This window comes from Streptomyces sp. NBC_00986, from assembly GCF_045162565.1.
Lineage (GTDB): Bacteria > Actinomycetota > Actinomycetes > Streptomycetales > Streptomycetaceae > Streptomyces.
The window spans coordinates 11232245-11258819 of sequence record NZ_CP108733.1; the positions used below are offsets into that span (position 1 = coordinate 11232245).

Genomic DNA, 26575 nt, shown 5'->3' on the forward strand with positions numbered 1-26575 from the left:
CCCGCCAGGTCAGGTCAGTTCGGTCGTCCCATCGGCAGGATCACCGCGGAGGGGTGGGCCGGGGTGTGGAGTACCTGTTGGTCGGCGGCGCGGAGCGCGGTGGCGGTCGCCCGGGGTTCGCCGGTGCCGAGGTTGCGGTTGTAGCGGGGGAAGGCGCCGCTGGAGATCTGGACGCGGATGCGGTGGCCGCGCTGGAAACGGTAGGCCGTCGGCCAGAGCCGGACCTTCGCGCATGTCGTCCCCTCGGCGTCGGTGAGGCTGATCAGACCGTCGCAGACGTTCGTGGAGCGGCCCTTCTCGTCCACGTCACAGAGGCGGACGAACACGTCGGCGGACGGCAGGCTGGAGCGGAACCAGATCTCGGCGCTCACCTCTCCGACGACCTCGACGTCCTTGTCCAGGGCGGGAGTCGAGTAGGTGAGGACGTCCGGGCGGGTCTCCAGACCGGTGTTGTCCACGCGGCCCGACTTGACGCCGACGGCCATGCGGACGCCGCCGACGGCAGGGGTGGGGTCGGCCGGGTCGTAACGGTAGGTGTCCGGAGCGGACTCGTCCGGCGGGTCGGTGGCCAGGGCGCCGGCGGGGTGGAGGTGGAGGCGCTGCGGGGCGTATCCCGGCGGGGGCCAGGACGGGAAGTCGCGCCAGGTCTCCTCGCCCATCACGAACAGGCGCACCGGAGCGCGGCCGGACGGCTTCTCGCCGCGGGCGTGGGCCAGACCGAAGTCGAGGGCCTCGGCGGTCGCCGTCACGCCGACGCCCATGGAGATGTGCGCCCACGGTCCGACGGCCAGCCGGGCCTCACGTCCTGAGCCCTGCAGCGCCTGGAAGTCGCGGAGTTGGCCGGGCAGGAAGATGTCGTACCAGCCGCCGACCGTGCTGACCGGCACGGTGAGATCGGCGACCCGGGAGCTGTGTTCGAGCACGGACCAGAACGGGGAGTCGGCGTCGTGGTCGAGGGTGTTCTGGAAGTAGTCGGAGCGGCGCCCGATAACGGCGGTGTCGGCCTCGTTGAGAGGCAACGTGTGCCAGGCGCGCCGCTCCTTCCGCAGCCGTAGTGCTTGGCGGAGCATCGCTCCCCGGCGTTCCTGGCCCGCGACCTGGAGGCCCCAGCCGAAGGTCGCCTCCAGGCAGTACGACTCCTTGCGGAAGAACTCCAGCGTGAAGGCGGATTCGGAGACCGAGGGGATCAACGCCTTGACCTGCGGCGGCAGTTGGCCTGCCACCGACCATTGGGCGAACCCCAGATAGCTGCCGCCGTAGAGCACGACCGCCTTGCCGCACCAGGGTTGCCCGACGAGCCACCGCAGCGTGTCGAGCCGACCGGCGACGGGACCCGGATCGTGATGCGCACGCTGTTCCCCACCAAGGAACTCCGCGACGAGGCCGCGGAGAAGTACCACGCGATCGAGGGCGGCGAGCAGACGCTGAGCAACCTCGCGGCCTACGTCGCCGAACTCACCCGGAACGAGACCGACTTGACGGGAGCTGAGGGCTGATGGCCGGAAAGGTGTTCTTCAGCGTGACGATGTCCCTGGACGGCTTCATGGCGCCGGACGCCGTGTCCGTCGAGGACGTCTTCTCGCCCGAGGGCCAGAACGATCCGAGGGTCCGGCGCTGGATGGCGAAGTGGTCGGAGCTGTAGGCGTGGGTGTTCCCGCTGCGGTTCTTCCGGGAGAACGTGAAGGTGGGCGAGGGAGGCGAGGAGGGCCGCGACAACGACATCGCGCGGGAGACCTTCGAGTGCACCGGCGCGAGCGTCATGGGCAGGCGCATGTTCGACGGCGGCGAGCTGGCCTGGCCGGAGGAAGCGCCGTTCCACACCCCGGTGTTCGTCGTCACCCATACCCGGCGTGACCCGTGGGAGCGGCCGGGCGGCACCACCTTCCACTTCGTCGACGACGGCATCGGGAGCGCCCTCGACCGGGCCCGCGAGGCCGCGGGCGACCGGGACGTGCGCATCGCCGGCGGCGCCGAGACGATCCAGCAGTACCTGGACAGCGGCCTGATCGACGAGTTCTCCATCGCGCTCGCGCCCGTGCTGTTCGGCACCGGCATCCGGCTGTTCGACCGCGTGGACCCCGACCGCCTCGCGCTGAGCCAGACCGGCACGGACTCGTCGTCCCGGGTGACCCACCTGGCGTACACCGTCGGCAAGCGGTAGCACCTCACCCCCCCCTCAACTCCCCGCACGACAAGGAGAGACCCATGACTGCGACCGACGTGAGCGAGGCCGCCAAAGCAGTTGGTCCGGCGCAACACCGAGGAGGTCCAGGGAAGCGGTGACTACGCGCTGTACGACGAGTTGTTCGCCGACGACTTCGTCGACCACACCCCGCAGCCCGGCCGTACCGCCGACAAGGCGGGTGCCCTGGAGCTGTACAAGGTGCTGCGGGGCGCGTTCCCCGACTTCCACGCGGTGATCCACTGGCAGGCGGCCGACGGGAACCTCGTCACCACGTACAAGACCTACCACGGCACGCACGAGGGGGAGTTCCTCGGCATCGCCCCCACCGGCAAGGCGATCCGGTTCGAGACCGTCGACGCGATGCGCGTGGTCGACGGGAGGATCACCGAGCACTGGGGCGTGGCCAACCTCTTCTCCCTCATGGAGCAGTTGGGTGCCAGGCCCGGCGGCTGACGATCCGCCGGTCAGCTCGGTCCCAGCCCCGCGTCCCGCGCCAACAGGGCCGCCTGGACCCGGTTCTCGCACCGCAGCTTTGTCAGGATCCGGCTGACGTACGTCTTCACCGTCGCCTCGCTCACATGGATCCGCTCGCCAGCGTCGGCGTTCGACAGACCCTCGCCGAGCAGGGCGAGCACCTCCAGCTCCCGGATGCTGAGCGACTCCAGGCGCCGGCGCGCCTCCTCGCCCCGCGCGGCCGCCTGGCCCGAGGCGAGCTGGTCGACCACGTGACGTGTGGCGGCCGGTGACAGATACGCGTCCCCGGCCGCGGCCGCCCGTACCGCCTGGATGAGTTCGGCGGGCGCCGAGTCCTTGAGCAGGAAGCCGGCGCCGCCCTGACTCAGCGCCCGCAGGACGTTCTCCCGCTCGCCGAAGGTCGTCAGGATCAACGGACGTACGGCCGGTGCCACCCGCCGCACCTCCGCCAGCGCGGAGAGCCCGTCCAGCACGGGCATCTGGATGTCGAGCAGGGCCACGTCGACGGCGTGGGCGCGGACCAGATCGACCGCCTCACGGCCGTTGGCCGCCTCCGCCACGACATCGATGTCGTCGGCGGAGGTGAGGATCATCCTGATGCCCGCCCGGATGAGGGGTTCGTCATCCGCGACGAGGACTCTGATCACGATTCTCCTGCTGGACGTGCGACGGGGGCGACGGGCGGCCCAAGACTACGACTTGGTCGCGAAGGCTCGCTTCTCGATCAGTTTGCCGTCCTTGAAGCAGAAGCGGAAGGCGGGCATGTGCCCTCCTTCTGTCGGCCAGTTCTTCTTGGAGAGATACGACGAGCAGGTCGCCCCCCGCGGCTTGGCGGGCGCCTGGTCGTTCAGGGCCGGGCCCAGGTACGCCTTTCCGTGCGGCAGCTTGTCCCGTACGGCCGTCTCGGAATCCCCGACCTTGACCGACTCGTAGACCTTCGGATCGAGCATGATCTTGTCGCCCTCCTTGCCCACCAGGTTGACGATCAGTACGACGGCGAGCACACCGAGAACCACGAAGGCCAGCACAGCGCTGCCGCATCCGATCATGAAGCCCTTCTTCTTGCGTCCCATGGCGATGTCGAACTCCTTCTGCCTGTCCGGCGCACCGGACCAGTCGATGTCCGCACCACCGTCGCCGGGCGCCGCCCCCTCGCTCTGCCCCCGGAAGTCGTTCGCCGCGTCGACGAAGGTCGCTCCGTCCGACCCCGGGTCCGCCGGCCACCGGCCGCTCTCCGCCGCGCGCGGCGACCCGGGACCGTAGGGCAGCACGCCCGCGATACGGAACCCGCCGTCCGTCGCTGGCCCCGCGTGCACCATGCCGCCGACCAGCCGGGCCCGTTCCTGCAGTCCCGTCAGCCCCTGCCCGCCGCTCACCACGGGCCGCCGTACGGCCGAAGTCAGGGCGGGCACCGGCCCGTTGGCGATCTCGACGACCAACGAGTCCGGCTCGTAACGGAGTTCGACGGCGATCGCGGCGCCCTGCGCGTGCTTCAGGGCGTTGGTCAGCGCCTCCTGCACGATCCGGAACGCCGCGTGGTCGGCCGCGGGAGCCAGCGGACGCGGCCGGCCCGTACGCCGTAGCGCTACGACCGTCCCCGCGCCCCGTGATGCCTCCACCAGGCCGTCGATCCCCGCCACGCCCCGGGCCTGGGTCTCCAACTCACCCTCGTTGTCCCGCAGTTGATCGGGGGTCCCGTCACGCAGGATGCCGACCGCCTCGCGCAGTTCGTGCATCGCGGACACGGACGCCTCCCGCAGCACACCGACCACCTCGCGCTGTCCGCCCGTCAGCTCGCGGTCGACCTCCAACGCGCCCGTGTGCACGGCGATCAGGGCCAGTTGGTGTCCTAGGCTGTCGTGCATGTCCTGCGCTATGCGCTGGCGTTCGCGCAGGCGGGAGTGGGACGCGATCATCTCGCGCTCGCGCAGGAGTTGGGCATTGTGCTCGTGCAACGCGCGCAGCAGCGTGCGACGTTGGGCACGGTTGCGACTGGCCAGGCCGGGCACGACCCCCATCGCCAGGAACGCGAGCGTGATGAACACCAGCGCCTGTAGGGCGGACAGGGGCTGCGAGGTACGGGGGACGGACAGCCCGACGTAGAGGACGTAGGCGGCCGTGAAGAACGCGAGTGCCCGACGCGGTGCCTCGATCCGCGCGCCCGCCGACCAGCTCACCACGATCAGCACGAACCCGAAACCACCGAGCACACCGGAGACCGCGCCGGTGGCGAGCAGCGCGCCGCCGGGGAATGCCCGCCGCAGCAGAGAGATCACCGCCGCGACGACCCCGACGGCGACCATCCGCAGAGCGCCCTCGCTCGTCTGGGTCATGGCCATGGACAGGGCCAGGACGACGGCCAGCACCGTCTCGCCGACGATCTGCCGCCGGGACCACATACCTGCCGCGCCCAGCCGGCTCCGGACACCGAGGGCCATCGTCTTCGCGTTCACGCGCCCACGGTATGCACGGATGCCCGCGCGCACAGCATCCGTTCGTCGCATCCACGAACGACCAAAGTCGTACGGCCCGCACCTCACGCGGGTTCGCCTCCCCCGCACTGTTTCCCCGTTCGTCAGCCGCCGTTCTTGAAGGACTTGACCTGGCACTGGACCCGGTACTTGTCGAAGTCGGGCAGATTCATGCTGTCCCCGCTGACCATGGCCCAATTCCCGTCGGAGACAACGCTCTTGATGCCATGGCTGTTCATGCACCGCACCATGGCGCGGACGCCGTCGCTGTAGCGCGGGTTCTTGGACGGGTCCATTTCCAGCGGCTGCAGCGGGTATTTCGAGTCGCAGGCCTTGAGCGCGGGGCTGTTGGCCGGAGCCTTCGTGCCGGACGGCACGCCATGGGCCTCAAGGCAGTGAGTCCAGGCGTCCCAGAGCCTGTTGACGTCTTCCTGGCTGTCGTCGAGACGGATCCGCACGTGCCCGGCGTCCGGGTCGGCCGTGGTCGCCGCATGTGCGGAGGGGTGGCGATGGAGGCGACACCTTCGTCATGAGTGCCGCCACCACCGCAGGCCGCGAGCAGCACGAGGGTCGCACCCGAGGCGACCACGGTCAGCAGGGGAGCGGTGACGCGGCGGCGGAGGGAAAGGCTGGAGGAGGACATGCCGTCAACGTGCCGTCCACGTATGAAGATCCTGTCAGCGTCCGATCAGGGTCCTGTCCGGTCGTCCGCCCGTTGTGCGACACCTCATTCCGGACGGAACGCATCGGGAACTACTTCTGTCCCAACGCTGTACGGGAATCCGGTGTTCGAGATAGCGTCACCACGCAGCTGCCGAGTGAAACGATTCAATCCATTGCGCTCAAGGGGACAGCATGGCGTCGAACAGCACACCGGGCAAAGGCATTTCCCGTCGCGTGGCTCTCGCAGCAGCCGGCACCGTCGGGCTCACCGCGGTGTCCCTCTCCACCGGACTTCCCTCGGCTGAGGCACTCCCCGTGGTGGGCGCCTCCGCTTCCGTCACCGGCAACTCGCCGCGCCGGTCCGGCGGTTGGCACCGCTACGTCCAGGGACCGTCCTCGCGCACGGTCCGCCCGGTACGGATCACCACGTCGACCGGAGACGTGAAGAACCCCGACGCGCTGCTCAAGCCCGGCGGAGCCAGATCCGTCCTGCGGCGCCCGCAGCCCGCGGCGGCGCCGGCCTGGCCCGCCGGCACCACCGCCGAGGCCTCCTCGGCCCACGCGGGCAACAACGGCAACGACGGCCAGCCGCGCACCTACGACGCCACCAACGCGATCGACGGCAACCCGGACACGTTCTGGAACGACGACACGCTGGGCGTGTTCCCCGACGTCCTGACCATCACCGCGCCGCAGGTCACGTCCTTGCAGGGCATCACGGTGATCTCCAACAGCGACGGCGTGCCGACCGACTACACCGTCGACGTGTGGAGCGACGGCGACTGGCACACGGCCGCCACGGTCACCGGCAACGACGCGGTACAGAAGGCCGTTCCGTTCACGGAGAAGGTCAGCACCGACCGCGTGCGCATCACGGTGACCCACGCCCAGGACACCTCGCACGGCAACTTCACCCGGATCAACGAGGTCTGGCCCGCGCCGGTCGAGCCGATCCCGATACCGACCATCACCGTGGACTTCGGCAAGGTCGTGGTCGGATACCCGCAGATCAAGTTCACCTCCGCCTCCACCAACTCCCCAGGCGTGCGGGTGGCGTTCTCCGAGACCCGCCAATTCCTCACCGACCGCTCGGACTTCACCCGCGCCGATCAGGCGGGCGGCGCCGGAGGGGGCACCGACCAGTTCGCCGTACCCGCCAAGGGCGCCAACTGGACCGACCGCAAAGGCTTCCAGGCCGGCGACAAGGTCTTCGCGGACGGCCTGCACGGATTCCGCTACCTCAAGATCAGCCTCGACGCACTCGCCACGGACAGCCCCGCAGCCCAGCCCTGGGGCACGGTCGAAATCGACTCCGTGGCACTCCAGTTCACCGCGTACGTGGGCACCCCGAGCACCTACCGCGGCTGGTTCCTGTGCTCCGACGACGAGTTGAATCGTTACTGGTACGGCGCCGCGTACACCAACGAACTCGTCACCGACACCTTCCGCCAGGACGACGTCGACCCCCGCAACGCGTGGAGCGCCACGCTGGAAGGGAAGTTGGTCCTCCAGGACGGCGCCAAGCGTGACCGCGACCCGTACGTCGGCGACCTCGCCGTCTCCGCGCGCACCCTCTACCTCACCCACGACGACGCGGCCGCCGCGGCCCGCAACGTCCTCGCGGACCTCGCCGACCACCAGCGCGCCGACGGCTGGATACCGCCCGCCTCCATCGGCAACTACACCCTCCCGCTCTTCGACTACCCGCTGTACTGGGTCACTTGCAGCTGGGACTACGTCCTGTACACCGGCGACCGCGAGTACGCGACGCGCTACTACCCCAACCTGCTGAAGGTGCTGGACACCTGGTACCCGAGCGTCACGGACGACGCCGGCCTGCTGAGCAAGGGCCTCAACGGCACCGGCGGATACGGCGACTACGCCTTCCTGGGCCGCACGGGCCGCGTCACCTACTACAACGCGCTCTACGTCCAAGCCCTCCAGAACGCGGCCCAGTTGGCCCTTCTGCTGGGCCAGAAGGCCGACGCCGCCCGCTGGAGCACACGGGCCGACAAGGTCGCGCAGGCCGTCAACTCCCTTCTGTGGGACGCGGATGCGGGTGCCTACCTCGACTCGGGGACGGGCGCGGTACGGCACGCGCAGGACGGCAACTCCCTGGCCGTCGTCACCGGTATCGCCGACGCGGCCCGCGCCACCTCGGCCCTCGCGCATCTCGACGCGACGACGCAACGGCCGTACGGGAACGCCTTCATGGACAACGACACCCTCTTCGACCAGGCGTCGCAGCGGGTCTACGCCTTCACCTCGTACCCGGAGATCGAGGCCCGCTTCCTCAGCGGCCAGGCCGGGTCCGCGCTCGACCAGATCCGCCGTACGTACGGCTGGATGGACAAGAACGACCCTGGTATCACCCACTGGGAGGGCATCGGCCCGGGCGGTTCGCTGTACGAGGACGCCTACACGAGCATGGCCCACGGCTGGTCGACCGGTGTCCTGCCGGCGCTGACCAACAACCTGCTGGGTGCCCGCCCGACCTCACCCGGGTACGCCACCTGGGAGGTACGCCCGCAGCCCGCCGGTGTCGACTGGGCGACGGGTCAACTCCCCACGCCGCACGGTCCCTTGGGCGTCGAGTGGGAGAACAGCAGTCGTGTCTTCCGGCTCACTGTCCATGTGCCTCGGCACACCCGGGGCTCGGTCGTCCTCCCCGGTGACGCGCGCGGTCTGCGCGTGAGCGCCGGCCGGCGGACGCTGTGGGACGGGCGGCGGGCGTCGAGCCGTGACGTGAGCGTGGTCGACGGAACGGTCACCGTGTCGAACCTGGGCCCGGGCGACCACAGTTTCGCGAGCGAGCGGCGCGGCAACTGACCTTGCCCGTGTGACGCCGTGACGCGTTCGCTTTGCGTGGGCGCGTCACGGCGTTCCCTTTGGCTAATTGTGGCGGGTGTTTTGCCGGTCCTTGCGTTGCCCACCCCACCGAGCGCACCTACCCTGACCTGCGGACCAAGGGAGGGCCGGCATGCTGAAGACCGTCCGGGAGCAGGCAGCGGGACTCACCAAGGATCAGCGCAACGCCTTCGTCGCCGCCTACTTGGGCTGGGCGATGGACGCCTTCGACTACTTCCTCGTCGTACTCGTCTACAGCGAGATCGCCGACGACTTCCATGTCTCCCTCACCGACATGGCCTTCCTCACCACGGCCACGCTGGTGATGCGACCGGTCGGCGCCCTCCTCTTCGGCCTGTGGGCGGACCGCAAGGGCCGACGTACCCCGCTCATGGTCGACGTGGCCTTCTACTCGGTCATCGGCTTCGCGTGCGCCTTCGCGCCGAACTACGCCGTGCTGCTGGTGCTGCGCCTGCTGTACGGAATCGGCATGGGCGGCGAGTGGGGCCTGGGCGCGGCGCTGGCCATGGAGAAGATCCCGGCCGAGCGACGCGGTTTCTGGTCGGGCCTGCTGCAGAGCGGCTACTCGCTCGGCTATCTGCTCGCCGCGGTGGCGTTCTTCGTCATCGAACCCGCCTTCGGCTGGCGGGGGTTGTTCGCCTTCAGCCTGGTGCCCGCCCTGGTCTCGCTGTGGGTGCGTGCCCGGGTGGAGGAGAGCGAGGTGTGGGAGAAGAGCGTCAAGCTCAACCGCACGCCCGCCTACCAGGTGTTCAAGAACCCTGCTGTCCTACGGCGGTTCGTGTATCTGGTCGCGCTGATGACCGCTTTCAACTGGATGTCGCACGGCACCCAGGACATCTACCCGACCTTCGTCAAGAAGGGCCTGGGCCTGTCCCCGGACACCGCGATCGCCATCGCCGTCGTCTACAACATCGGCGCAATCATCGGCGGCATGGTCCTCGGGGCGTACTCCGAGCGGCTGGGGCGCCGGCGCACGATCATGATCGCGGCGGCCGCGGGCCTGGTCGTGGTGCCCTTCTTCGTGCTGTCCTCCGCCGTGGGCTGGCTGATGCTCTCCTCGTTCCTGATGCAACTGTGCGTGCAGGGAGCCTGGGGCGTCATCCCCGCGCACCTGACCGAGATGAGCCCGGACACGATCCGGGGCTTCTATCCCGGCGTGACGTATCAACTCGGCAACCTGATCGCGGCCCTCAACCTGCCGATCCAGGAGGCCATCGCCGAGCACCACGGCTATCCGACGGCGATGGCGTGGACCGTAACTCCCGCCCTGGTCCTGGTGATTGTGCTGAGCGCGGTCGGCAAGGAGGCCAAGGGGATCAGGTTCGGCGGCACGGACACGCAGGCGCCGAGCCCTGCGGCGGCGGATCCGGTGTAACGCCGGCGGCGCGTACAGAGGGCGGCCGGTCGTCGGTCACAGGACCGATGACCGTGGTTCCGCGGCGACAACCGGCTCCAGCCGGCGCGCACGGGGCCGGTCGCGTCGTAGCAGAGGCCGTTCGACGAGGGCGTACGAGGCGAGGGCCGCGGCGAACGTGGCCGCGAGGCCGGTCTGGAGCAGGGCGTCACCGCGCACACCGAGGTCGTGCAGCAGCCGGATGACGGGGTAGTGCCACAGGTACATCCCGTAACTGAGGTTGCGGCCGATCCAGACCGGCGTGGACAGCGACAGCAGGCGGGTGGGCCACGAGCGGGGGCACAGTGCCAGCGCGGCCACGACACAGGCCGTCAGCAGGGCGGCGGCCAGGAAACCGACCGTGTACCAGACGGGATTCCACCCGCTCACCTCGGTGATCGGGATCTGCCAGGCGATCAGCCCCAGCACCGCGATCGCGGGCCAGCAGAGCCGGCCGGCCCAGCGGCGCAGCGACGCGAGGCGGGGATCGTCGGCGCGCAGCCGGGCCAGGACGAGGGCGAGCAGGGCACCGATGAGGAGTTGGTCGGCGCGGGTGTCGGGGCCGTTGTAGATACGGTGTGCCGCTGTCGGGTCCCAGAGCACCGTCCGCCAGAGCACCGGCAGCACGCACAGCACCGCGACGCAGGCCAGCACCGCGCGTGCCGTCGCGTGCCGCAGCAGTACGAGGAGCAGGAGCGGCCAGGCGAGATAGAACTGCTCCTCCACCCCGAGCGACCAGGTGTGGCTGAGGGGCGCGGTGAGATCGGAGTACGCCCCGTCGTTCCCGGCCCGTACGAGATTGACCACCGACCCCGCGGCCAGGGCGGCGGCCACCCATGCCCCGCGGAAGAGCGGCAGAGCGAAGGTCACGGACAGCAGGGCGGTTACCGCGCACATCAGCAGCAGGGCCGGCATCAGGCGCACCCACCGACGCCGGTAGAACGACCACAGTCCGATGCCGCCGGTACGGGCGTACTCGCCGACCAGCAGCCGCGTGATGACGAAACCGCTGATCGTGAAGAACACGTCCACGCCCACCGAACCGCCCGGCACCAGGTCCGGCTCCACGTGGTAGACGATCACCAGCAGCACCGCGACCGTCCGCAGTCCGTCCAGCCCCGCGACCCGCCCACCACCATGCGGCGCCGACGAAAATCCCCGCCCGCCACCTCTGCCCCGTTCCGCGGACGCGGGCACGAGCGGCGGCGCCGCCGCCCGCACATCAGGGCTCTGCTCCGTGGCCTTGTCTACCGTGCTCCGATGGAGGGTGCTCATAACGGCGGCGTCTGCCCACGCCTGCGCGGATCACACAAATTCTCATGTTGCGCACAGGTTGGCGTTGCGTCGGCGTTGTCTTTCGGACGACGGAGTCCGGTGGTGAAGCTGTGACCTTTTTCGGTAGTGCGGTTCCAGGGTGAGGACGGCGGCCGCGCTGGACGTCATTCGGTTCGGGCTGCACCGGGCTTTGCGGAAGATCCGCCATGACGTCAGTCGTGCGATGCCGCGCTCGACCGGTGCCCGGGCTGCGGACAGCGCACGGTTGACGGACTGTCGGGTGGGTGTGAGGTCACGGCCCGGCTGTCACCGACCCGGTCGCATTCCGCCGGGGCGCCGTCGAGGAGGACGTAGTCCGGGGCGGCCTCGCGCAGGGCGCGCAGCAGGACGGGCGCGCGGTCGGCGAACAGGTCGACGGCGGCTGCCGTGCAGGGGTGGGTGGTGCCGACGGAAATGCCGAAGCGGGCCGAGAGTTGGGCAAGGGTGTCGTGCCGACGCAGGCACACCAGGCCGACGAGAGCACGTCGGTGCGGCGGAAGCTTGCAGCGGCGGTTCCCCTCGCGGTTGGCGATGAACATCGTGGCCCCCTCGACCAGGGCATGGGGCAGGTCGAGTGCGGCCGAATACGGAACCAACGCGGCTCCTGTGCCTGTGGGTTGAGACTTCGAACCCCTCAACGGCGTAGGAGCCTTGTCCGTTGCGGACGCCGACGTCGGCGCCTGATCAGTGGCCACGCTGAAAACGCTCACTGTTCGGTGTGGGCCGCGAGCTCGCCGGTCAGCTCTTGGTCACGGCCGACGACAACCCCGAACGCCTTCGCACGGAGGTCGCGTTCGCGGCTTGTGCGTACGAGAACACCTAGTCCGGATGGGTCCAGGCGCGTAGGCGGCTGGTCAGGGCCCACAGCAGGTCGATGACCAGACTCGTGTCGGCGGGGTCGAGGTCCTGCAGGAACGTCGCCTCCGCGGCGAGGTGGTCCTGGAGGGCGACGTCGATCAGGCGGCGGCCGTCGTCGGTCAGCTGGACCAGGGTCGAGCGGCGGTCGTCAGGGTTGGCGACACGGGTGATGTGCCCGACGGCGACGAGCCTGTCGAGCAGCTTCGTCGTGCCGCCCGAGGAGCGGACCAGCACCTGGGTGAGCTCTCCGGGCGTGGCCTGGAAGGGCTCGCCGCGGCGACGCAGCTCGGCGAGCAGGAAGAAATCCGGGCCCGACAGGCCGTGCTGGGCGGTGCTGGCGTCGTAGAACTCCTGGACCTGGCGGCCGGCGATGGCGAGGGCGCTGAACAGGCGGAACGGCGTGGGGTCGAGGTCGGGCCGGGCCACCCGCCATTCCGCGAGCACCCGCTCCACCTGCGCGGCCAACGCGGTCGGCGCGATCTCAGAGTTTCCCACGGGCATTGACCTTACCTGCAGAACGGAATATCTTCCGCGCAAGATACTTCCTGGAAAGAGATCTGAGGGGGCGGCGCATGAACGAAGGCATCCACAAGACGAGCCCACCAGGGCAGGGCGGCTCGGCACCGAGTGGGGAGCTGGGATGACCCTCTACCGCCTCGGCGCCGAGGGAGACCGTCCGCTGTCGACGGTGGCCCAGGACAGCCCGCCGATCGTGCAGGCGCTGCGTTACGGGATCACCGCGCCGAGCGCGCACAACACCCAGCCGTGGCGGATCGAGGTGGTGTCGGACACCGAGGCGCGGGTCTACTTCGACCCGGCCCGGCTGCTTCCCGTCACCGACCCGCCCGGTCGACAGGTACACATCAGCCACGGCACTCTGGTGGAGATGACCTCGATCGCCGCCACCCATCTGGGATACCGCACGGACGTCGACGTGCTGCCCGAGGGCGGGATGACCCTCGCGGAGTACGGTACGAAACCCACCGCGCGCCTGAGCCTCGTCGCCGACTCCCAGGTGAGCGAGGACCCGCTGTTCGCACAGATCCTGCACCGGCGCAGCAGCCGCCTGCCGCACACGCCGCAGCCGCTCACCGACGAGGAGCGCGCCGCGATATCGGCTGCCGCCACCCGTCCCGGCTTACAACCGGGCTGGATCGGCGCGCAGCGGATGGCCGACGCCATCGAGTGTGCCGTGCAGGGCATGACCGTCGAGGCCGACGATCACGGCACGTTCGAGGAGACCAACCAGTGGTTCCGGTTCACCGACGCCGAGATCGCGACGAAGGGCGACGGGCTCAACCTCGACACCGCCGGCATGACCGGCCTGCCCCTGGCCGCGGCCCGCTTGACGACCCGGCCGAGCAACTGGCACAGCTGGATCAACCGGTCCGGTTACCTCAGGACCTTCACCAAAACCGTCCGGGACACCAGGGCGCTGCTCACCCTGACGACCCCGGCGAACACCATGGCGGACTGGATCACCACCGGGCGTTCCTACGTGCGCGCACAGCTCACCGCAGCCGGATACGACCTGCGCTTCCAGCCGCTCAGCCAGACCCTGCAGGAGTTCCCGCAGATGGACCGGCTGCGCGCCCGGATGGACTCCCTCGCCGACGTCACCCCGCCCGCGAAGCTCCAGATGCTGGTCCGCGTCGGGCACACCCGGACCCCCGCCCTCTCACCGCGCCGCGACCTGAGCGGCATCCTGCAACCCCAGTGAGGGCCGACGCGCCAGGTCCCTGACTCGCGGTCCACCGCGGCCGTCATCGCCGTGGTGCACAGGACGTCCCGGTGGACCGCGTCGACCCGGACCATGCACGCAGGCTGCTCGTCCGGGTCGACACGGTCCACCTGTTCGCCGACCGCGCCCGGCCTGCTGCGGACCCTGTGCGGGGCCGCCCCGGACTACGTCCTGCCCGACGGCACCCTGCTGGAATGCGACCGGGTCGGTGACAGACGGGCCGGCCTCTCCCACAGGCACCGTCGGCACGGGGTGAACGTGCAGGCGGTGACCGACCCGGCCGGGCTGCTGCTGTGGATCTCGCCCGCACTGCCCGGCCGCGCACACGACCTCACTGCGACCCGCGCCCACCGGATCATCAGGATCTGTGAGCGCCAGGGCATTCCGGTCCCCGCCGACCACGCCTGCATGGGCGCCGGCCCATGGGTGACGACAGCCCTTGGACGCCCGCCGGGCCGCGACCTCACACCCACCCAACAGTCCGTCAACCGCGCACTGAGCCTTTTCCAACCTGTGGCTGGGAGTCTGGCAGTTGGGCTGGGAACGGGGCGAAGCTCCTGGTAGGTGGGTTTTCGACCAAGAGAACCGTCTCCATCAGAGGCTTCATGTGTTTGTCCACCCGTCGGGCGTTGACGTGTCCAGGTCTGCCTTGCGCTTCCTCACGCAGCAGTTGTGCCGGCATCGTCGCGGGATCGGCTCACGCCGGCGGCGTCCGAGTGCCGGGCGCCAAGCCCTGCTCACGCTAGCCCACCTGCGGGTGGGACACACGTATGCCCAACTCGCAGCAGGGTTCGGAGTCGGAACCACTACGACCCACCGTTATCCCACCGAAGCTGTCGAGCTCCTGGCCGCCCTCGCCCCCGGCTTGGCCGTCGCAGTACGAACCGCGTCGGTGAAGGCTTTCGTGATCCTGGACGGCACGCTCCTGCCGATCGACCGCATCGCAGCTGACCGCCCGTTCTGCTCCGGCAAGCGCAAGAAGCACGGGATGAACCGACAGGTCATTGCAGACCCCTTCGGCCAGATGCTGTGGGCCTCACCGGCACTGCCCGGGGGCGTCCACGATGTCCGCGTGGCCGGTGAACACGGCATCGTCGACGCCCTCTCCGAGGCCGACACCACGTGTCGGGCCGACAAAGGCCACTGGGGCGCCGGCGGCACGGTCGGCATCCCGTACTGGGGTCGGTGGGAGACCCTTTCCGCAGGCCAGAAGGCGGTGAACCGGTGCCACGCGAAGATCCGAGCACTCGTCGAGCGGGCCATCGCAACTCTCAAGTCCTGGAGGCTCCTTCGCACACTGCGGTGTTCGACGCTCCGGATCTCCGAACTCGTCCAGGCCGTCCTCACCCTTCATCTGACCAGCTCAGAGCGAGGACAGAGGGGCTCAGTAATCACAGCGTGATCGCCCTGGCCGCATACTGGCGTCCGATCCGGCCGTGAGTGCCAGGGAGGCATACATGTTCCAGGAAGAAGGCCCGCGCACCGTCGAACTCGACCTCGGGCATGAGTTCACGACCACCGGAGGCGGCCTGCTCCTGATGGATGAGAATGGCTGCCACGTGCTCCTGCCCGACCGGGAACGCCTCGGCGTGCTCGACGTCACCTTCGTCGCGTGCACTCAGAGCATCTTCGGCTACCCGAACGATGAAGCGCAGGAGGGACATCCGCTGGCCCGTGGCCTGGTCTACGGAGTCCACGAGGTGTTCGGTTCTGACTGGGCGCAGCGACTGGAGCAGCAGAACCGTGTCTGCTTCCCGAATTTCCGCTGGACGCCCAAGCGGCACTTCCTGATGATCATGCACGAGTCAATGGGCGAGTTTCTGGCCGATGACGTTCGCGTCGAGCTCCACCCCAGTGCGCTCCACGACGGCGACTACGACCGCGTTGCGCACCAAGTGCTGCAGCAGGCGCTGGATGCGACTGCGCCGGCCACGCTGCCCCACCGCCAGATCGATCGTTCCTGACGTAAACGTCCGGCCGCACGCCGCCTCCATGGACCTACTCGGCGATAGACCCAACTACCTGGAGTTCCAAGGCTCTGTGCAGCCCAGTCACCCCACCCTCTGCCCGGCCTGAGGTTGGAAAGTGCTCACTGTCCGCAGCCTGTGCCGTGGCCAGGGCCCGGTTGAGGGGCTTCTCGGTGAGGGTGAGTACCGGCATGCTCCTTGGTCCTCTTCACCTCGGCGCTGATCTACCCCGGATCGCCCTACACGATGGTGGTGCGCTATCAGCCGAAGCAACTCAACGAGGCTGAAGTCCGCACGATGTGCGAACAGTTCACCGACGTTCTGTCGTCCGTCGCGGAGGCACCGGATCTTCCCCTGTCCGCCCGGCGGCCCCGACCTGGCCGCTGAGCAGCCTGCCCGCGCCGGGAACGACCGTGGGCAGGCCCAGTTCGACAAGAATGCGGTACGCCGTGGCGGTCGCCGCCGAGAGCACCGGCAGCCCGGATGCGTCCTCCACCGGCTGGATCGACGGCAGCGAGGGCATCTGGACACAGGCGGACAGGACGAGCGCGTCGGCCCGGGACAGGTCCAGGCGCCGCCAGTGCTCGCGCAGGTCGACCGGGTCGAGGCGGGCGACGGCCAGGTTGTCCGCCACCTCCAGACTCAGCGCGTCCACCACCTCGACGCCCGCGTCCTCGATGTAGTCCGCCACCAACCGCGTGAGCGGCTTCATGTACGGCGTGACGATCGCGACCCGCCGGGCCCCCAGGGCGTGAATGCCGTCGAGGAGGGCGCCCGCGCTCGACGCCACCGGGGACCGGGAGCCCTCGGCGCGCAGCACTCCGGTGATCTCCTCCTCGGCGGTGCAGTGATAGCCCGGCCCCTGCGCCATGATCGCCACGAGGCAGGCCGTGACGACCACGTCGGGCCTGGCGTCGGCGAGTTCCAGTGCCGCGCGCCCGGTCTGCGCGTTCATGGCGCGCAACTGCTCGGGCGTCACGTGCCGCATGCGCATCCGGCTGCTGTGGAAGACGAACCGGTCCTCCGGGATGAGGGACTCGCGCTGCCGCATCATGCGCGGCAGCTCCGTCTCCATCGTCAGGTTCGAGCTGGGCACGATCATGCCGATGTGGTGGTCGGCCATGGAGTCCTCCGGGGGTGCGGGGCGGGTGAGGTACCCGCGTTTGTCGGCGGCCGAGGGCCCGCCGACCGCCACCGCGGGGTCAGGAGTCCTCGGCCAGTCCCTCCCAGTGATCGGCGAGGGACGTGAACAGATGCATGATTTCCTCGCGCCGTTCCGGTCCGAACGGCGCGAGAAGCCGTTCGTCGAGTCGGCGGGCGCGGAGGTTCGCGTCGTGGAGGGTCCGCTCGCCCTCCTCCGTGAGATGGAGGAGCTTGCGCCGGCCGTCGTCCGCGGCCGTCCTGCGCACGATGAGTCCGCGGTTCTCCAGCCGCCGTGCGACGTCCGCCATCGTCGACGTGTCCAGGGAGACGGCCGCCGCCATGGACCGCTGGTCGCTCCCGGGTGCCGCCTCCACAGCCTGGAGTACCGCGAACTGGGGCCCGGTGAGTGTCGGGTCGACGGCACGGATCCAGGCCACGAGATACGCCTGGTACAGACGGCGGACCTGGTAGCCGGGCGCGGCGGTGAGCGCCGGGGGAGGCCCGGCGGGCGTGGACGTCGGGGTTGCGGTTTCGTCACCCATGGAGCCCACTTAAGCACGGCACTTGACCGAGTCGGCAGCCGGACCGGCGATCTTCGGGAACCCGCGCGTCGGCGTCACACCAGCATCGGCCGCAGCACCTGGCGCAGGGCCGCGAGCGCGGCGGACGGGTTGTCCCAGAACAGCATGTGACCGGCGTCCGGGATCTCCGCCAGTACGGCCGACGGCAACAGCCGGGCCGCCTCCGCAGCGCCCTCCGCGGTGACGACCGGGCTGTCCGCGCCGTAGAGAAGTGCCGTGGGCCCGGGAACGGACGGCCACCAGTCGAAGAAGTCCTCGCTCTCGAAGCCGCGGTGCGTGGCGGTGACGGCCTCCGTGTCGCAACTCGCCAGCCAGCGGGCCCGCAGCTCCTGCTCACGGCGCGGCCAGCGCGGCCAGGACCGGGCCACCTCGTCCGCGTCGGTTCCGCGCCGCGCCTGTGCCAGCTGGTCGAGGAAGACGTCCAAGGGTGTGGGATACGGCCCGCGTCCGGGGCCGCTCATCGGCGGATCGCCCAGTGCGGTGCCCCGCAGAGCCACCTTGGCCCGGACGGCGGTCACGGCCGCGATCCGCGCACCCATGGAGTGCCCGAGGAGGACCGGCCGGTGCAGGCCGAGGCCCGCGACGACCGCCTCAGTGTCCTCGGCGTACTCCTCCAGCCCGTACGAACCACCGCCGTCGGACAACCCGCGCCCACGGACATCGACCACCAACGGCCGTACGAGAGACGTCAGTTCACGGGCCACGAAGTCCATCGTGACGGCCGGGCTGGTGATGCCGGGCAGCACGAGCAGCGGGACGCCGTCACCCCCGTAGTCCAGGACGTGCAGGCGTGTGCCGCCGGAGCGGACCCAGCGGCTGGTGGCGGGGACGTCGGCGAGATCGGCGAGCGCGGACTGGGCCAGCAGGCGGGTGGGTGGGGGCATGGGTTCTCCAAGGGGGCAGAGCAGTAGTCGGGGTTACGGGGCTGTCCTCGGCACTCCGTCGAGATAGCCGACGGCGTCCTTGAGGTCGATCACGTCGCCGTACTTGGCCTGGATGTCGAAGAGGTTGGCCTCGTGCGGACCGGGCGCGCGGTCGCCGACGCACTCCGTCGGCACCAGCACCGAGAAGCCGGACTGCACGGCGTCCACGGCGGTGGCGCGTACGCAACCGCTCGTCGTCGCGCCGCACACCAGGACCGTGTCGCAGCCGAGGCCGGTCAACAGGGCGGCCAGGGACGTTCCGAAGAACGCGGACGCGCCTTTCTTCACGATCAGATGGTCCTGCGGTGAGCGCGGCAGCCGCGGGTCGAGCGCGACCTCTTCGCCGCCTTCGACCAGGCTCCGCATGCCCTGCGCCTTCTGCAGCCAGGTGACGGCGTCGCCCGCCGCCTCGGCCGGTGTGTAGGCGATCGCGGTGAACACCACCGGCACGCCGGCCGGACGCGCTGCCTCGATCAACTCAGCGGTGGCCGCGACGACGTCGGTGAGGTCGGCCCCCGACGGGAAGCCCGCCTCGGTGAAGCCGCGAGTGAGATCTACTACGACGATCGCGGGGCGGCTGCCGCGGCGCACGGGCGCGCCGAACCCGGCCCGCCGGTAAGTCTGTTCCGTCTCCTGCCCGTACCGCGTGTGGCTCATGACGTCCTCCGGAGGGTGCGCAACTCCCGTGCCTGGGCGCCGAGTCGACCGAGCAGCCAACCCTCCACGACGCCGATGGCGAACGCCCCTGCCACCAGGCCGTACTTGGCGGCGCGCGGGCCCAACAGCAGGGCCAGGCCGTCGAGATCGGAGTCCTGTGCGATGGTCGGTTGCGACGTGACGGGAGTGAGCGGGGACGCCTTAGGAGTGGTCGGGGCCACGGCGGAAGTGGCTCCTGCGGCCCGGTCCTGGTCCAGCAGGCTCCCCAGGTTCCGTGCGAACTGCTGGATGATCCGGTCCGACACCGTGACGATCGCGCCCTTGCCGAACTGGACGATCTTGCCGCGGATCACCAGGTCCGTGGAGAGCTGGAGCAGCGCACCCTCGGGCGCCGCGAGGATGTCCAGAGAGACCTCCGCCTCCGCGTCCCCGCTGCCGTGGGTGTCCGTACCGCGCGCGTGCACCCGCAGTCGGCGCCGCTCGGCGTCGATCTCCAGGAAGCGGACGGTACCCGCGTACGAGGCGCTGATGGGGCCCACCCGGATCTTCACCCGGCCCCGCCAGGTGTCGCCGTCCTGCCCGTCGAGCGCGGCGCCCGGCATGCAGGACGCGACCCGTTCGACGTCGTTCATCAGGGCGAAGACGTCGTCGGGGGAGGCTTTGATCGGCACGGTGTTGGTGAGCTGCATACGTCAGTGCTCCTTGCCGGCAGGGCTGTTGCAGGGGTTGGCGCAGGCCTGGCGCCGGGTCGTCGCGCAGGCGTCGATCGCCTCGACGATGGTCTGGTAGCCGGTGCACCGGCACAGGTTCGAGGCGACCACCTCGCGGATCTCCTCCTTCGTCGCGTCCGGCCGCTCGGCGAGGAACCCTTCCGCGAGCATCAGGAACCCGGGCGTGCAGAACCCGCACTGCAGCGCATGGTGTTCGCTGAACGCCCTTTGCAGGTCGTTGAGTTCACCGCCACCGCCACCGCTACTGCCGCCGCCACCGTCCTCTGACAATGACTCGACCGTGCGGATCCGCGCCCCCTCGGCCTGCGCCGCGAACATCAGGCAGGCGCGTACGGGCCGTTCGTCGACCAGGACCGTGCAGGCGCCGCAGATACCGTGCTCGCATCCGACGTGTGTACCGGTCAGACGCAGTTCGTGGCGGAGTACGTCGACGAGGGTGCGGCGGGGCTCGGTGATCACGTCGTGCCGCTCGCCGTTGACGTCGAGGGTGATGAGCTGGAGGTCCGGGTGGGTCACCACGGGATCGGTGTTCATGAGGACAACTCCAGGCTCGGGTCGCCGTTCAGGGCGCGGTGCACGGTCTCGGGGGTGATCGGTGTGTGGTCGAGTTCGACGCCGGTCGGGCGCAGGGCGTCGTTGACCGCGTTGAGCACGGCGGCGGGCGCCCCGATCGTGCCGCCCTCGCCGGCCCCCTTCGCACCGGTCTCGGTGAACGCGCAGGGCGTCTCCAGGTGGTGGATCAGCACGTCGGGGATCTCGTGCGCGGTGGGCACCTTGTAGTCCATGAAGCCGGTCGCCGACGGCTCGCCCTGGGCGTCGTACGTCACCTGCTCGAACAGCGCGCCCGCGATGCCCTGGGCGATACCGCCCCGGCACTGCCCCTCCACGACCTGCGGGTTGATGGCGACCCCGCAGTCCTCGACGCACACGTACCGCAGGATCTCCACCTGCCCTGTACCGGCGTGGAGTTCGACGACGCAGGCGTGCGTGGCGTTGGAGAAGGTGCCGTCGTTGAAGACGTCGAAGGTGGCGGTGACCGACAGCCCCGGCTCGATGTCCTTCGGGAGCAAGTGGGCCCGGAGATAGGCGATATCGGCGATCTCCTCGTAGGTGAGGACATCTTGAGCGCTACGACGGCGGGCGGCGCCGTTCGCCAACTCCACCTCCTCGGGTGCAACTCCCCAACGGGACGCGGCGATTGCCCGCAGCTTGTCACCGAGCTTCGCGGCGGCCAGGCGTACGGCGCTGCCGCCGATGGTGATGGAACGGCTGGCGAAGGTACCGAAGCCGTAGGTGATGCGGTCCGTGTCGCCCTGATGGAGCCTCACCTTGGCGATGTCCAGGGCGAGTTCATCGGCGACGATCTGCGCCATCGTCGTCTCGTGGCTCTGGCCGTGGTTCATCGTTCCGGTGGTGAACGTGACCGCGCCGCTGGTGTCCATCCGTACCTCGGAGATGTCGAAGCCGGGCACCACCTGCATCTTGCGCTGTGCGAAGGCCGCCGAGCCGTAGCCGGTGCGCTCGCTGAAGCACGAGTAGCCGATGCCGATGTGCCGGCCCTCGGCCGCCGCCGCTGCCTGCTTCTCGTACCAGCTCTCCTCCCGGACCGACCGCTCGCACAGGTTGAGCGATTCCAGGTAGGAACCCGGGTCGTAGGTGATGTTGTTGACGCCCTTGTACGGGAACTCCGTGATGACGTTGCGGCGGCGGATCTCGACCGGATCCAGGGCGAGTTGACGGGCGGCGCGCTCGAAGAGCCGTTCCATGACCATGACGTACTGCGGCCGGCTCACCCCGCGATAAGGCCCGGTGGGCGCCTTGTTGGTGGTGACCGCGCGGCCCCGCACCCGGTACGCGGGCAGCTGGTAGACGCCGGGCATCTCGGCGGACGCCATCAGCGGCTCGATGCCCGCCGTGAAGGGGTAACAGGAATACGCGCCCATGTCGCAGACCACTTCCGCGTCGAGCGCGAGGATCCCGCCCTCGGCATCGAAGGCCGCGCGCGCCCGGTAGTGCTGCTCGCGGGCCAGGAACGACGCGGACAGGGCATCCTTGCGGTCCTCGATCCACTTCACCGGTCGCCGGAGTCGTAGGGCTGCCGCAGCGGCGGCGATCTCCTCGCGGCCGACGACACACTTCTGGCCGAACCCGCCGCCCATGTCGGGCACCACGACCCGCACCGCGCGCTCGTCGAGACGCAGGCAGCGGGACGCCACCGTCCTTACCTGGTGCGGGATTTGGGTGCAGGTGTGCACGACGAGCTGGTCCTCGCGGTCGTCCCAGTGGGCCACGGCGCCCCGGGTCTCCAGCGGCAGCGCGTTCTGCCGTCCGGTCCTCGTGTCGACCTCGACGACACAGGGCGCCGCGTCGAAGATCCGGTCGATGCCCTCCGTCGCGAAGAGCGAGACGTCCACGAGGGTGTTGCGCGCGGCCTCGGCGTGGACGAGCGGGGCGCCGTCCGCGAACGCCGCCTCCTCGGACATGACCGGCGGCAGCGTGGCGTACGAGACCTTCGCCGCCTCCAGGCCGTCCTCCGCCGCGTACGCGTCCCGGGCCACGACGATCGCGATCGGCTCACCGACGTAGCGGACCTTGTCCCGGGCCAGGACCGGCATCGCGGTCGGGACGAACTCCGCGAGCGGGCGGCCCAGTTGGGCCACGATGTCGCCCAGCTCCAGGTCCTCCGACGTGAACACCCCGACCACGCCCGGGACTTCGCGCACCGCCGACACGTCCACCGAGGCCAGCTCGGCGTGGGCGACCGTGCTGCGGACGAACTGGGCGTGCAGCATGCCGGGGAGCGCGATGTCGTCGACGAAGCGGCCACGTCCGGCCAGCAGGCGTGGATCCTCGCGACGGCGAACGGCCTTGCCCACCAACTTCCCGTCGTTCACGGGGGTGTTGCTCATCGGGACACCGCCTCCTCGCAGGCGCGCCGGACCAGGGTCCGTACGAGTTCCTTGCGGTAGTGCGTACTGCCCGACGCGGCGGCGGGCGGCTCCACGGCCTCCGCCGCAGCCGAAGCGCACGCCTCGAAGGAGCCACCGCCCGCCAACACCGCCTCGGCCTGCGGCACTTGGACGGCGGCGGACGCCACCCCGCCGAGTGCCACCCGGCCCCCGCGCACCTCGCCGTCCTCCACATCGAGGTCTACGGCGGCGGCCACGAGGGCGAAGTCCCCGCGCCGCTCGGCGAATTCGGTGAGCGCGGCGTGCGGTGCGGGACGGGGGAAGACGATCTCGACGAGGATCTCGTCCGGGTCGAGGGCGGTCGTGTAGTAGCCGTGGAAGAAGTCCCCGGCGGGGATGGTGCGTTGCCCCTGCGGCCCGCGCGCCACGAACTCCGCGCCGAGCGTCACCGCGAGCAGGCACCACTCGGCGGTGGCGTCGCCGTGCGCCATGCTGCCGCCGACCGTGCCACGGGTACGGATCGGGAGGTGTCCGATCCAGGTCATGGCCCTTTGCAGGACCTCGAAGCCCGCCCCCAGCACCCCGGCCGGGTCGGTCTCCACCGTGTGATGGGTGGTGAGCGCCCCGATGCGCAGTCCGCCGTCGGAGTCCCGGTGCATGCGGTCCAGGTCGCGCAGGCCGCCTATGTCGACGAGGTGGCGCGGCCGGGCCAGCCGGTAGTTCATCATCGCGACGAGACTCTGGCCGCCGGCGATGACCTTGGCGTCGTCGCCGAGTTCGGCCAGCAGCCGCGCGGCGCCGTCGACGTCGCGGGCCCGGTGGTACTGGAAGGGGGCGGGCTTCATCGGGGCCCTCCTTCGTGGATACTCCCGGCTTCAGCCGGGGGAGGAAACGAAGCTCCTGCGGAGCAGGGCAGGGAAATTCGGTTCGCCGTCGGGGCGGTCCGGCGTCTACCGTCCATCGGCCGATACCCGTGCCTCACACGGGAGTTGGTACGGTGTGAGGTATGGCGCGGCAGGTCAAGCGGGCGTTCAAGTACCGCTTTTACCCGACGGACGAGCAGGCGGCCGGGCTGTCGCGTACGTTCGGCTGTGTCCGTCTCGTCTACAACAAGGCGCTGGAGGAGCGCACCCGGGCCTGGTACGGGGAGCAGCGCCGCGTTTCCTACGTGCAGTCGTCGGCCGCGCTGACGGAGTGGAAGAAGACCGAGGAACTCGCCTTCCTGGCCGAGGTGTCCTGCGTCCCGCTCCAGCAGGCGCTGCGTCATCTTCAGACGGCGTTCGGGAACTTCTTCGCCAAGCGGGCGAAGTATCCGCGTTTCAAGTCCCGGAAGAAGTCCCGTTCGTCGGCCGAGTACACCCGCTCCGCCTTCACGTGGCGCGAGGGCCGTCTGACTCTGGCGAAGATGGCCGGTTCTCTGGACATCCGCTGGTCGCGTCCCCTCCCGGAGGGTGCGGTACCGACGACGGTGACCGTGTCCCGTGACAGTGCGGGCCGGTGGTTCGTGTCGCTGCTGTGCGACGACCGCATTACCCCGGCTCCGGCCACGAAGAACGCGGTCGGTATCGATGCGGGCATCACGTCGCTCGTGACCCTGTCCACCGGGGAGAAGGTCACCAACCCCCGGCACGAGCGGCGCGACCGCGCTCGTCTTGCGAAGGCGCAGCGGGAGTTGTCCCGGAAGGCGAAGGGCTCGGCGAACCGGGAGAAGGCCCGCGAGCGTGTCGCCGAGGTCCATGCGCGGATCGCCGACCGGCGCCGCGACTTCCTGCACAAGCTGTCGACTCGTCTCGTCCGTGAGAACCAAACGGTCGTGATCGAGGACCTCACCGCCCGTAACCTGCTGAAGAACGGCAGGCTCGCCCGCGCCATCAGTGACGCGTCGTGGACGGAACTGCGCTCCATGCTGGAGTACAAGTGCGCTTGGTACGGGCGCGAACTCGTCGTGATCGACCGCTGGTTCCCCAGCAGCAAGCTGTGCGGGGCCTGCGGCACGGTCGCGGCGAAGATGCCGCTGAGTGTCCGCGAGTGGACGTGTGATTGCGGCGCGGTGCATGACCGCGACATCAACGCGGCCCGCAACATCAAGGCGGCCGGGCTGGCCGTCTCGGCCTGTGGAGCTGGTGTAAGACCTCAAGGGAGTTCTCCTGGCGGGCAGTCGGCGTTGAAGCAGGAACCCCTACGGCGCGAGCCGTAGGAATCCCCGTCCTTCAGGAAGGGGGAGGAAGCCAAGGTCCTCCGTAAGTTGATTGGGGCGGTCCGCTAGGCCGTGCCTCAGAGCGCCGGCTGCTCGGCGACGCTCAGCCGTGGAAGAGCCGACGGCTCCTCCTCGTCGGCGTCCAGGACCCGGCCCTTCGTCTCCGGTGCCGCGAACGCCATCCACACGACGGCCAGCAGGACCGCAACTCCCAGTACCGCGAAGGTTGTTGCCAGCCCCAGCGCGGGCCACATGAGGGAGCCGAACAGCATCGGGGCGAATCCGGTGAGGGCCCGGCTGACCGACGAGGCCCAGCCGAAGCCGCTGGCCCGCAGTTCGGTGGGGTACAGCTCGGAGGCGTACGCGTACAGGGCGGGGATGGTGAGCTGGATCAGGAAGCCGAAGACGGCGATGGCCACGACGGACCCGGTCGGCATCTTCATCACCAGGGCGAACACGACCAGCGCGGCGGAGGCGATCGGTGCCGAGATCCCGATGAGCCACTTGCGGCCGACGATGTCGACGAGGGCCGTGGACGCCAGCACGCCGATGATGCCGACCCCGCTCATCAGGGTGGTCTTCATGAAGGCCGCGGTGTCCCCGAGACCCTCGTCCTTGAGGATGGTCGGCATCCAGCTCAGGGCCGCGTAGTAGACCAGCATGATCGTGGCGAACAGCAACCAGGCGGCCGAGGTGATACGCGGGCTGAACTGCCATACGCGGCGCAGCTGTTCGGCCGCGGCGGCCACTCCGCGCGGGCCGGTCTCGGCGACGGGTTCCGGGATCGTGTACAGCACGGTGGGTGCGCCGGTGCGGGCGACCAGGTCGTCGATGACCTGCCTGGCCTCCGCCTCGCGGCCCTTCTTCGCCAGGTAGATCGGCGACTCCGGGATGCCGCGGCGGGCCCAGAAGAGCAGCAGCGCGGGCAGGACCATCGTCGTCAGCATCCACCGCCAGTTGCCGTCGACCGACAGCAGCGCCGTCGACACGAACCCGCACAGCGTCACGCCCACCGGCCACCACACGTCGAGCCCGGTCAGCACCCGGCCCCGGTACTTGCGCGGCGAGAACTCGCTGACCAGCGCGTAGTCCACGGGGATACAGCCGCCGAGGCCGATGCCCGCGAGGAAGCGCAGCGCGAGGAAGACGGGGTAGGTGGGCGAGAGCGCACCGAGGACGGAGAACAGGGCGAAGATCAGCAAGGTGACGCTGAAGGCCTTCTTCCGGCCGATCCGGTCCGCGACCGAGCCCCAGACGATGGCGCCCACGGCCATGCCGACGAGGTTGGCGGTGGCCACGTACCCGCGATCGCTCAGCGAGAGGTCGAAGTGCGCACCCACCAGCGGCATGAGGAAGCCGTTCAGGGCGATGTCGTACGCGTCGAACAGGTAGCCGAGGCCGCCGATGATGAAGATCTTTCCCTGGACGGGCCATTTCCAGGGGAGTTCCTGAACTATCTGATCGCCTGTTTTCACGTTCGCTCCACGGTGTTGCGTGTCT

At 69.7% G+C, this 26575-nt stretch carries 25 protein-coding genes and 2 pseudogenes; 11 read left to right on the top strand and 16 right to left on the bottom strand.

The window, feature by feature from the left end; genetic code table 11:
* Nucleotides 1-14: 14 nt before the first annotated feature.
* Nucleotides 15-1307: a CocE/NonD family hydrolase gene (locus tag OG504_RS50710; RefSeq protein WP_405996624.1), complete on the bottom strand. Its 1293-nt coding sequence runs from the start codon at nt 1305-1307 to the stop codon at nt 15-17.
* Here OG504_RS50710 and OG504_RS50715 point away from each other — a divergent pair.
* The 4 genes from OG504_RS50715 to OG504_RS50730 all read left to right on the top strand — a co-directional run bounded on the left by OG504_RS50715 (nt 1287) and on the right by OG504_RS50730 (nt 2638).
* The gene (locus tag OG504_RS50715) at nt 1287-1496 is read left to right on the top strand and encodes a hypothetical protein (protein ID WP_405996653.1); all 210 of its coding nucleotides are present in this window, start codon (nt 1287-1289) and stop codon (nt 1494-1496) included. The genes OG504_RS50710 and OG504_RS50715 overlap by 21 nt on opposite strands.
* Entirely contained in the window at nt 1496-1642 is a 147-nt protein-coding gene (locus OG504_RS50720) for a hypothetical protein (RefSeq protein WP_405995945.1), read from the top strand. Before OG504_RS50715 ends, OG504_RS50720 begins: the two co-directional genes overlap by 1 nt.
* A 6-nt stretch (nt 1643-1648) precedes the next feature.
* Complete coding sequence (locus tag OG504_RS50725) at nt 1649-2161, top strand: dihydrofolate reductase family protein (RefSeq protein WP_405995946.1); 513 nt, start codon at nt 1649-1651, stop codon at nt 2159-2161.
* Nucleotides 2162-2242: 81 nt separating this feature from the next.
* The gene (locus OG504_RS50730; RefSeq protein ID WP_405995947.1) at nt 2243-2638 is read left to right on the top strand and encodes an ester cyclase; all 396 of its coding nucleotides are present in this window, start codon (nt 2243-2245) and stop codon (nt 2636-2638) included.
* 11 nt (nt 2639-2649) lie between these two features.
* Here the strand turns inward: OG504_RS50730 and OG504_RS50735 are convergent, their stop codons facing one another.
* The 3 genes from OG504_RS50735 to OG504_RS50745 all read right to left on the bottom strand — a co-directional run bounded on the left by OG504_RS50735 (nt 2650) and on the right by OG504_RS50745 (nt 5588).
* Complete coding sequence (locus tag OG504_RS50735; RefSeq protein WP_405995948.1) at nt 2650-3306, bottom strand: response regulator; 657 nt, start codon at nt 3304-3306, stop codon at nt 2650-2652.
* A gap of 45 nt (nt 3307-3351) precedes the next feature.
* A complete protein-coding gene (locus OG504_RS50740) occupies nt 3352-5112 on the bottom strand; it encodes a sensor histidine kinase (RefSeq protein WP_405995949.1) in 1761 nt (586 codons plus the stop codon).
* A 122-nt stretch (nt 5113-5234) separates the two neighbouring features.
* Nucleotides 5235-5588 carry a hypothetical protein gene (locus tag OG504_RS50745; protein WP_405995950.1) on the bottom strand — a complete coding sequence of 118 codons (354 nt, stop codon included), beginning with the start codon at nt 5586-5588 and terminating at the stop codon, nt 5235-5237.
* A gap of 439 nt (nt 5589-6027) precedes the next feature.
* Between OG504_RS50745 and OG504_RS50750 the strand changes: the two genes are divergently transcribed.
* On the top strand, nt 6028-8622 hold the full coding sequence (locus tag OG504_RS50750; RefSeq protein WP_405995951.1) for an alpha-L-rhamnosidase C-terminal domain-containing protein: 2595 nt from the start codon (nt 6028-6030) through the stop codon (nt 8620-8622).
* Between the two features lie 151 nt (nt 8623-8773).
* A complete protein-coding gene (locus OG504_RS50755) occupies nt 8774-10036 on the top strand; it encodes an MFS transporter (RefSeq protein ID WP_405995952.1) in 1263 nt (420 codons plus the stop codon).
* 36 nt (nt 10037-10072) lie between these two features.
* Here the strand turns inward: OG504_RS50755 and OG504_RS50760 are convergent, their stop codons facing one another.
* From OG504_RS50760 to OG504_RS50770, 3 genes and pseudogenes are all read right to left on the bottom strand, one after another.
* Nucleotides 10073-11329, bottom strand: coding sequence for an acyltransferase family protein (locus OG504_RS50760; protein WP_405995953.1), 1257 nt, complete (start codon nt 11327-11329; stop codon nt 10073-10075).
* Between the two features lie 132 nt (nt 11330-11461).
* Nucleotides 11462-11964: pseudogene (locus tag OG504_RS50765) on the bottom strand (transposase family protein); the annotation flags it as partial.
* A gap of 223 nt (nt 11965-12187) precedes the next feature.
* Nucleotides 12188-12721, bottom strand: a complete 534-nt coding sequence (locus OG504_RS50770) for a MarR family winged helix-turn-helix transcriptional regulator (protein WP_405995954.1) — start codon at nt 12719-12721, stop codon at nt 12188-12190.
* Nucleotides 12722-12866: 145 nt separating this feature from the next.
* Between OG504_RS50770 and OG504_RS50775 the strand changes: the two genes are divergently transcribed.
* The 4 genes and pseudogenes from OG504_RS50775 to OG504_RS50790 all read left to right on the top strand — a co-directional run bounded on the left by OG504_RS50775 (nt 12867) and on the right by OG504_RS50790 (nt 15931).
* A complete protein-coding gene (locus OG504_RS50775; protein WP_405995955.1) occupies nt 12867-13946 on the top strand; it encodes an Acg family FMN-binding oxidoreductase in 1080 nt (359 codons plus the stop codon).
* A gap of 141 nt (nt 13947-14087) precedes the next feature.
* A pseudogene (locus tag OG504_RS50780) lies at nt 14088-14468 on the top strand (transposase family protein); the annotation flags it as partial.
* A 106-nt stretch (nt 14469-14574) separates the two neighbouring features.
* A complete protein-coding gene (locus OG504_RS50785; RefSeq protein WP_405996625.1) occupies nt 14575-15369 on the top strand; it encodes a transposase family protein in 795 nt (264 codons plus the stop codon).
* 55 nt (nt 15370-15424) lie between these two features.
* Entirely contained in the window at nt 15425-15931 is a 507-nt protein-coding gene (locus tag OG504_RS50790; RefSeq protein ID WP_405995956.1) for a hypothetical protein, read from the top strand.
* A gap of 313 nt (nt 15932-16244) precedes the next feature.
* On the opposite strand, the gene OG504_RS50795 is transcribed toward OG504_RS50790, so the two are convergent.
* The 8 genes from OG504_RS50795 to OG504_RS50830 all read right to left on the bottom strand — a co-directional run bounded on the left by OG504_RS50795 (nt 16245) and on the right by OG504_RS50830 (nt 23723).
* Nucleotides 16245-17057, bottom strand: a complete 813-nt coding sequence (locus tag OG504_RS50795; protein WP_405996626.1) for an Asp/Glu racemase — start codon at nt 17055-17057, stop codon at nt 16245-16247.
* Between the two features lie 79 nt (nt 17058-17136).
* Nucleotides 17137-17619, bottom strand: coding sequence for a MarR family winged helix-turn-helix transcriptional regulator (locus OG504_RS50800; RefSeq protein ID WP_405995957.1), 483 nt, complete (start codon nt 17617-17619; stop codon nt 17137-17139).
* Between the two features lie 74 nt (nt 17620-17693).
* Complete coding sequence (locus OG504_RS50805) at nt 17694-18542, bottom strand: alpha/beta fold hydrolase (protein WP_405995958.1); 849 nt, start codon at nt 18540-18542, stop codon at nt 17694-17696.
* Nucleotides 18543-18575: 33 nt separating this feature from the next.
* Nucleotides 18576-19238, bottom strand: a complete 663-nt coding sequence (locus OG504_RS50810; RefSeq protein ID WP_405995959.1) for an isochorismatase family protein — start codon at nt 19236-19238, stop codon at nt 18576-18578.
* Nucleotides 19235-19927 (bottom strand): SRPBCC family protein, encoded by a 693-nt coding sequence (locus OG504_RS50815; RefSeq protein WP_405995960.1) that lies wholly within the window; start codon nt 19925-19927, stop codon nt 19235-19237. The genes OG504_RS50810 and OG504_RS50815 overlap by 4 nt, the downstream gene beginning before the upstream one ends.
* Before the next feature lie 3 nt (nt 19928-19930).
* On the bottom strand, nt 19931-20503 hold the full coding sequence (locus OG504_RS50820) for a (2Fe-2S)-binding protein (RefSeq protein ID WP_405995961.1): 573 nt from the start codon (nt 20501-20503) through the stop codon (nt 19931-19933).
* Nucleotides 20500-22878 (bottom strand): xanthine dehydrogenase family protein molybdopterin-binding subunit, encoded by a 2379-nt coding sequence (locus tag OG504_RS50825; protein WP_405995962.1) that lies wholly within the window; start codon nt 22876-22878, stop codon nt 20500-20502. Before OG504_RS50825 ends, OG504_RS50820 begins: the two co-directional genes overlap by 4 nt.
* Entirely contained in the window at nt 22875-23723 is an 849-nt protein-coding gene (locus OG504_RS50830; RefSeq protein WP_405995963.1) for an FAD binding domain-containing protein, read from the bottom strand. The genes OG504_RS50825 and OG504_RS50830 overlap by 4 nt, the downstream gene beginning before the upstream one ends.
* Nucleotides 23724-23884: 161 nt before the next feature.
* On the opposite strand from OG504_RS50830, the gene OG504_RS50835 reads away from it, so the two are divergent.
* Nucleotides 23885-25075, top strand: a complete 1191-nt coding sequence (locus tag OG504_RS50835) for an RNA-guided endonuclease InsQ/TnpB family protein (protein WP_405995964.1) — start codon at nt 23885-23887, stop codon at nt 25073-25075.
* Nucleotides 25076-25152: 77 nt separating this feature from the next.
* Here OG504_RS50835 and OG504_RS50840 read toward each other — a convergent pair whose 3' ends face one another.
* Complete coding sequence (locus tag OG504_RS50840; RefSeq protein WP_405995965.1) at nt 25153-26550, bottom strand: MFS transporter; 1398 nt, start codon at nt 26548-26550, stop codon at nt 25153-25155.
* Nucleotides 26551-26575 lie beyond the last annotated feature (25 nt).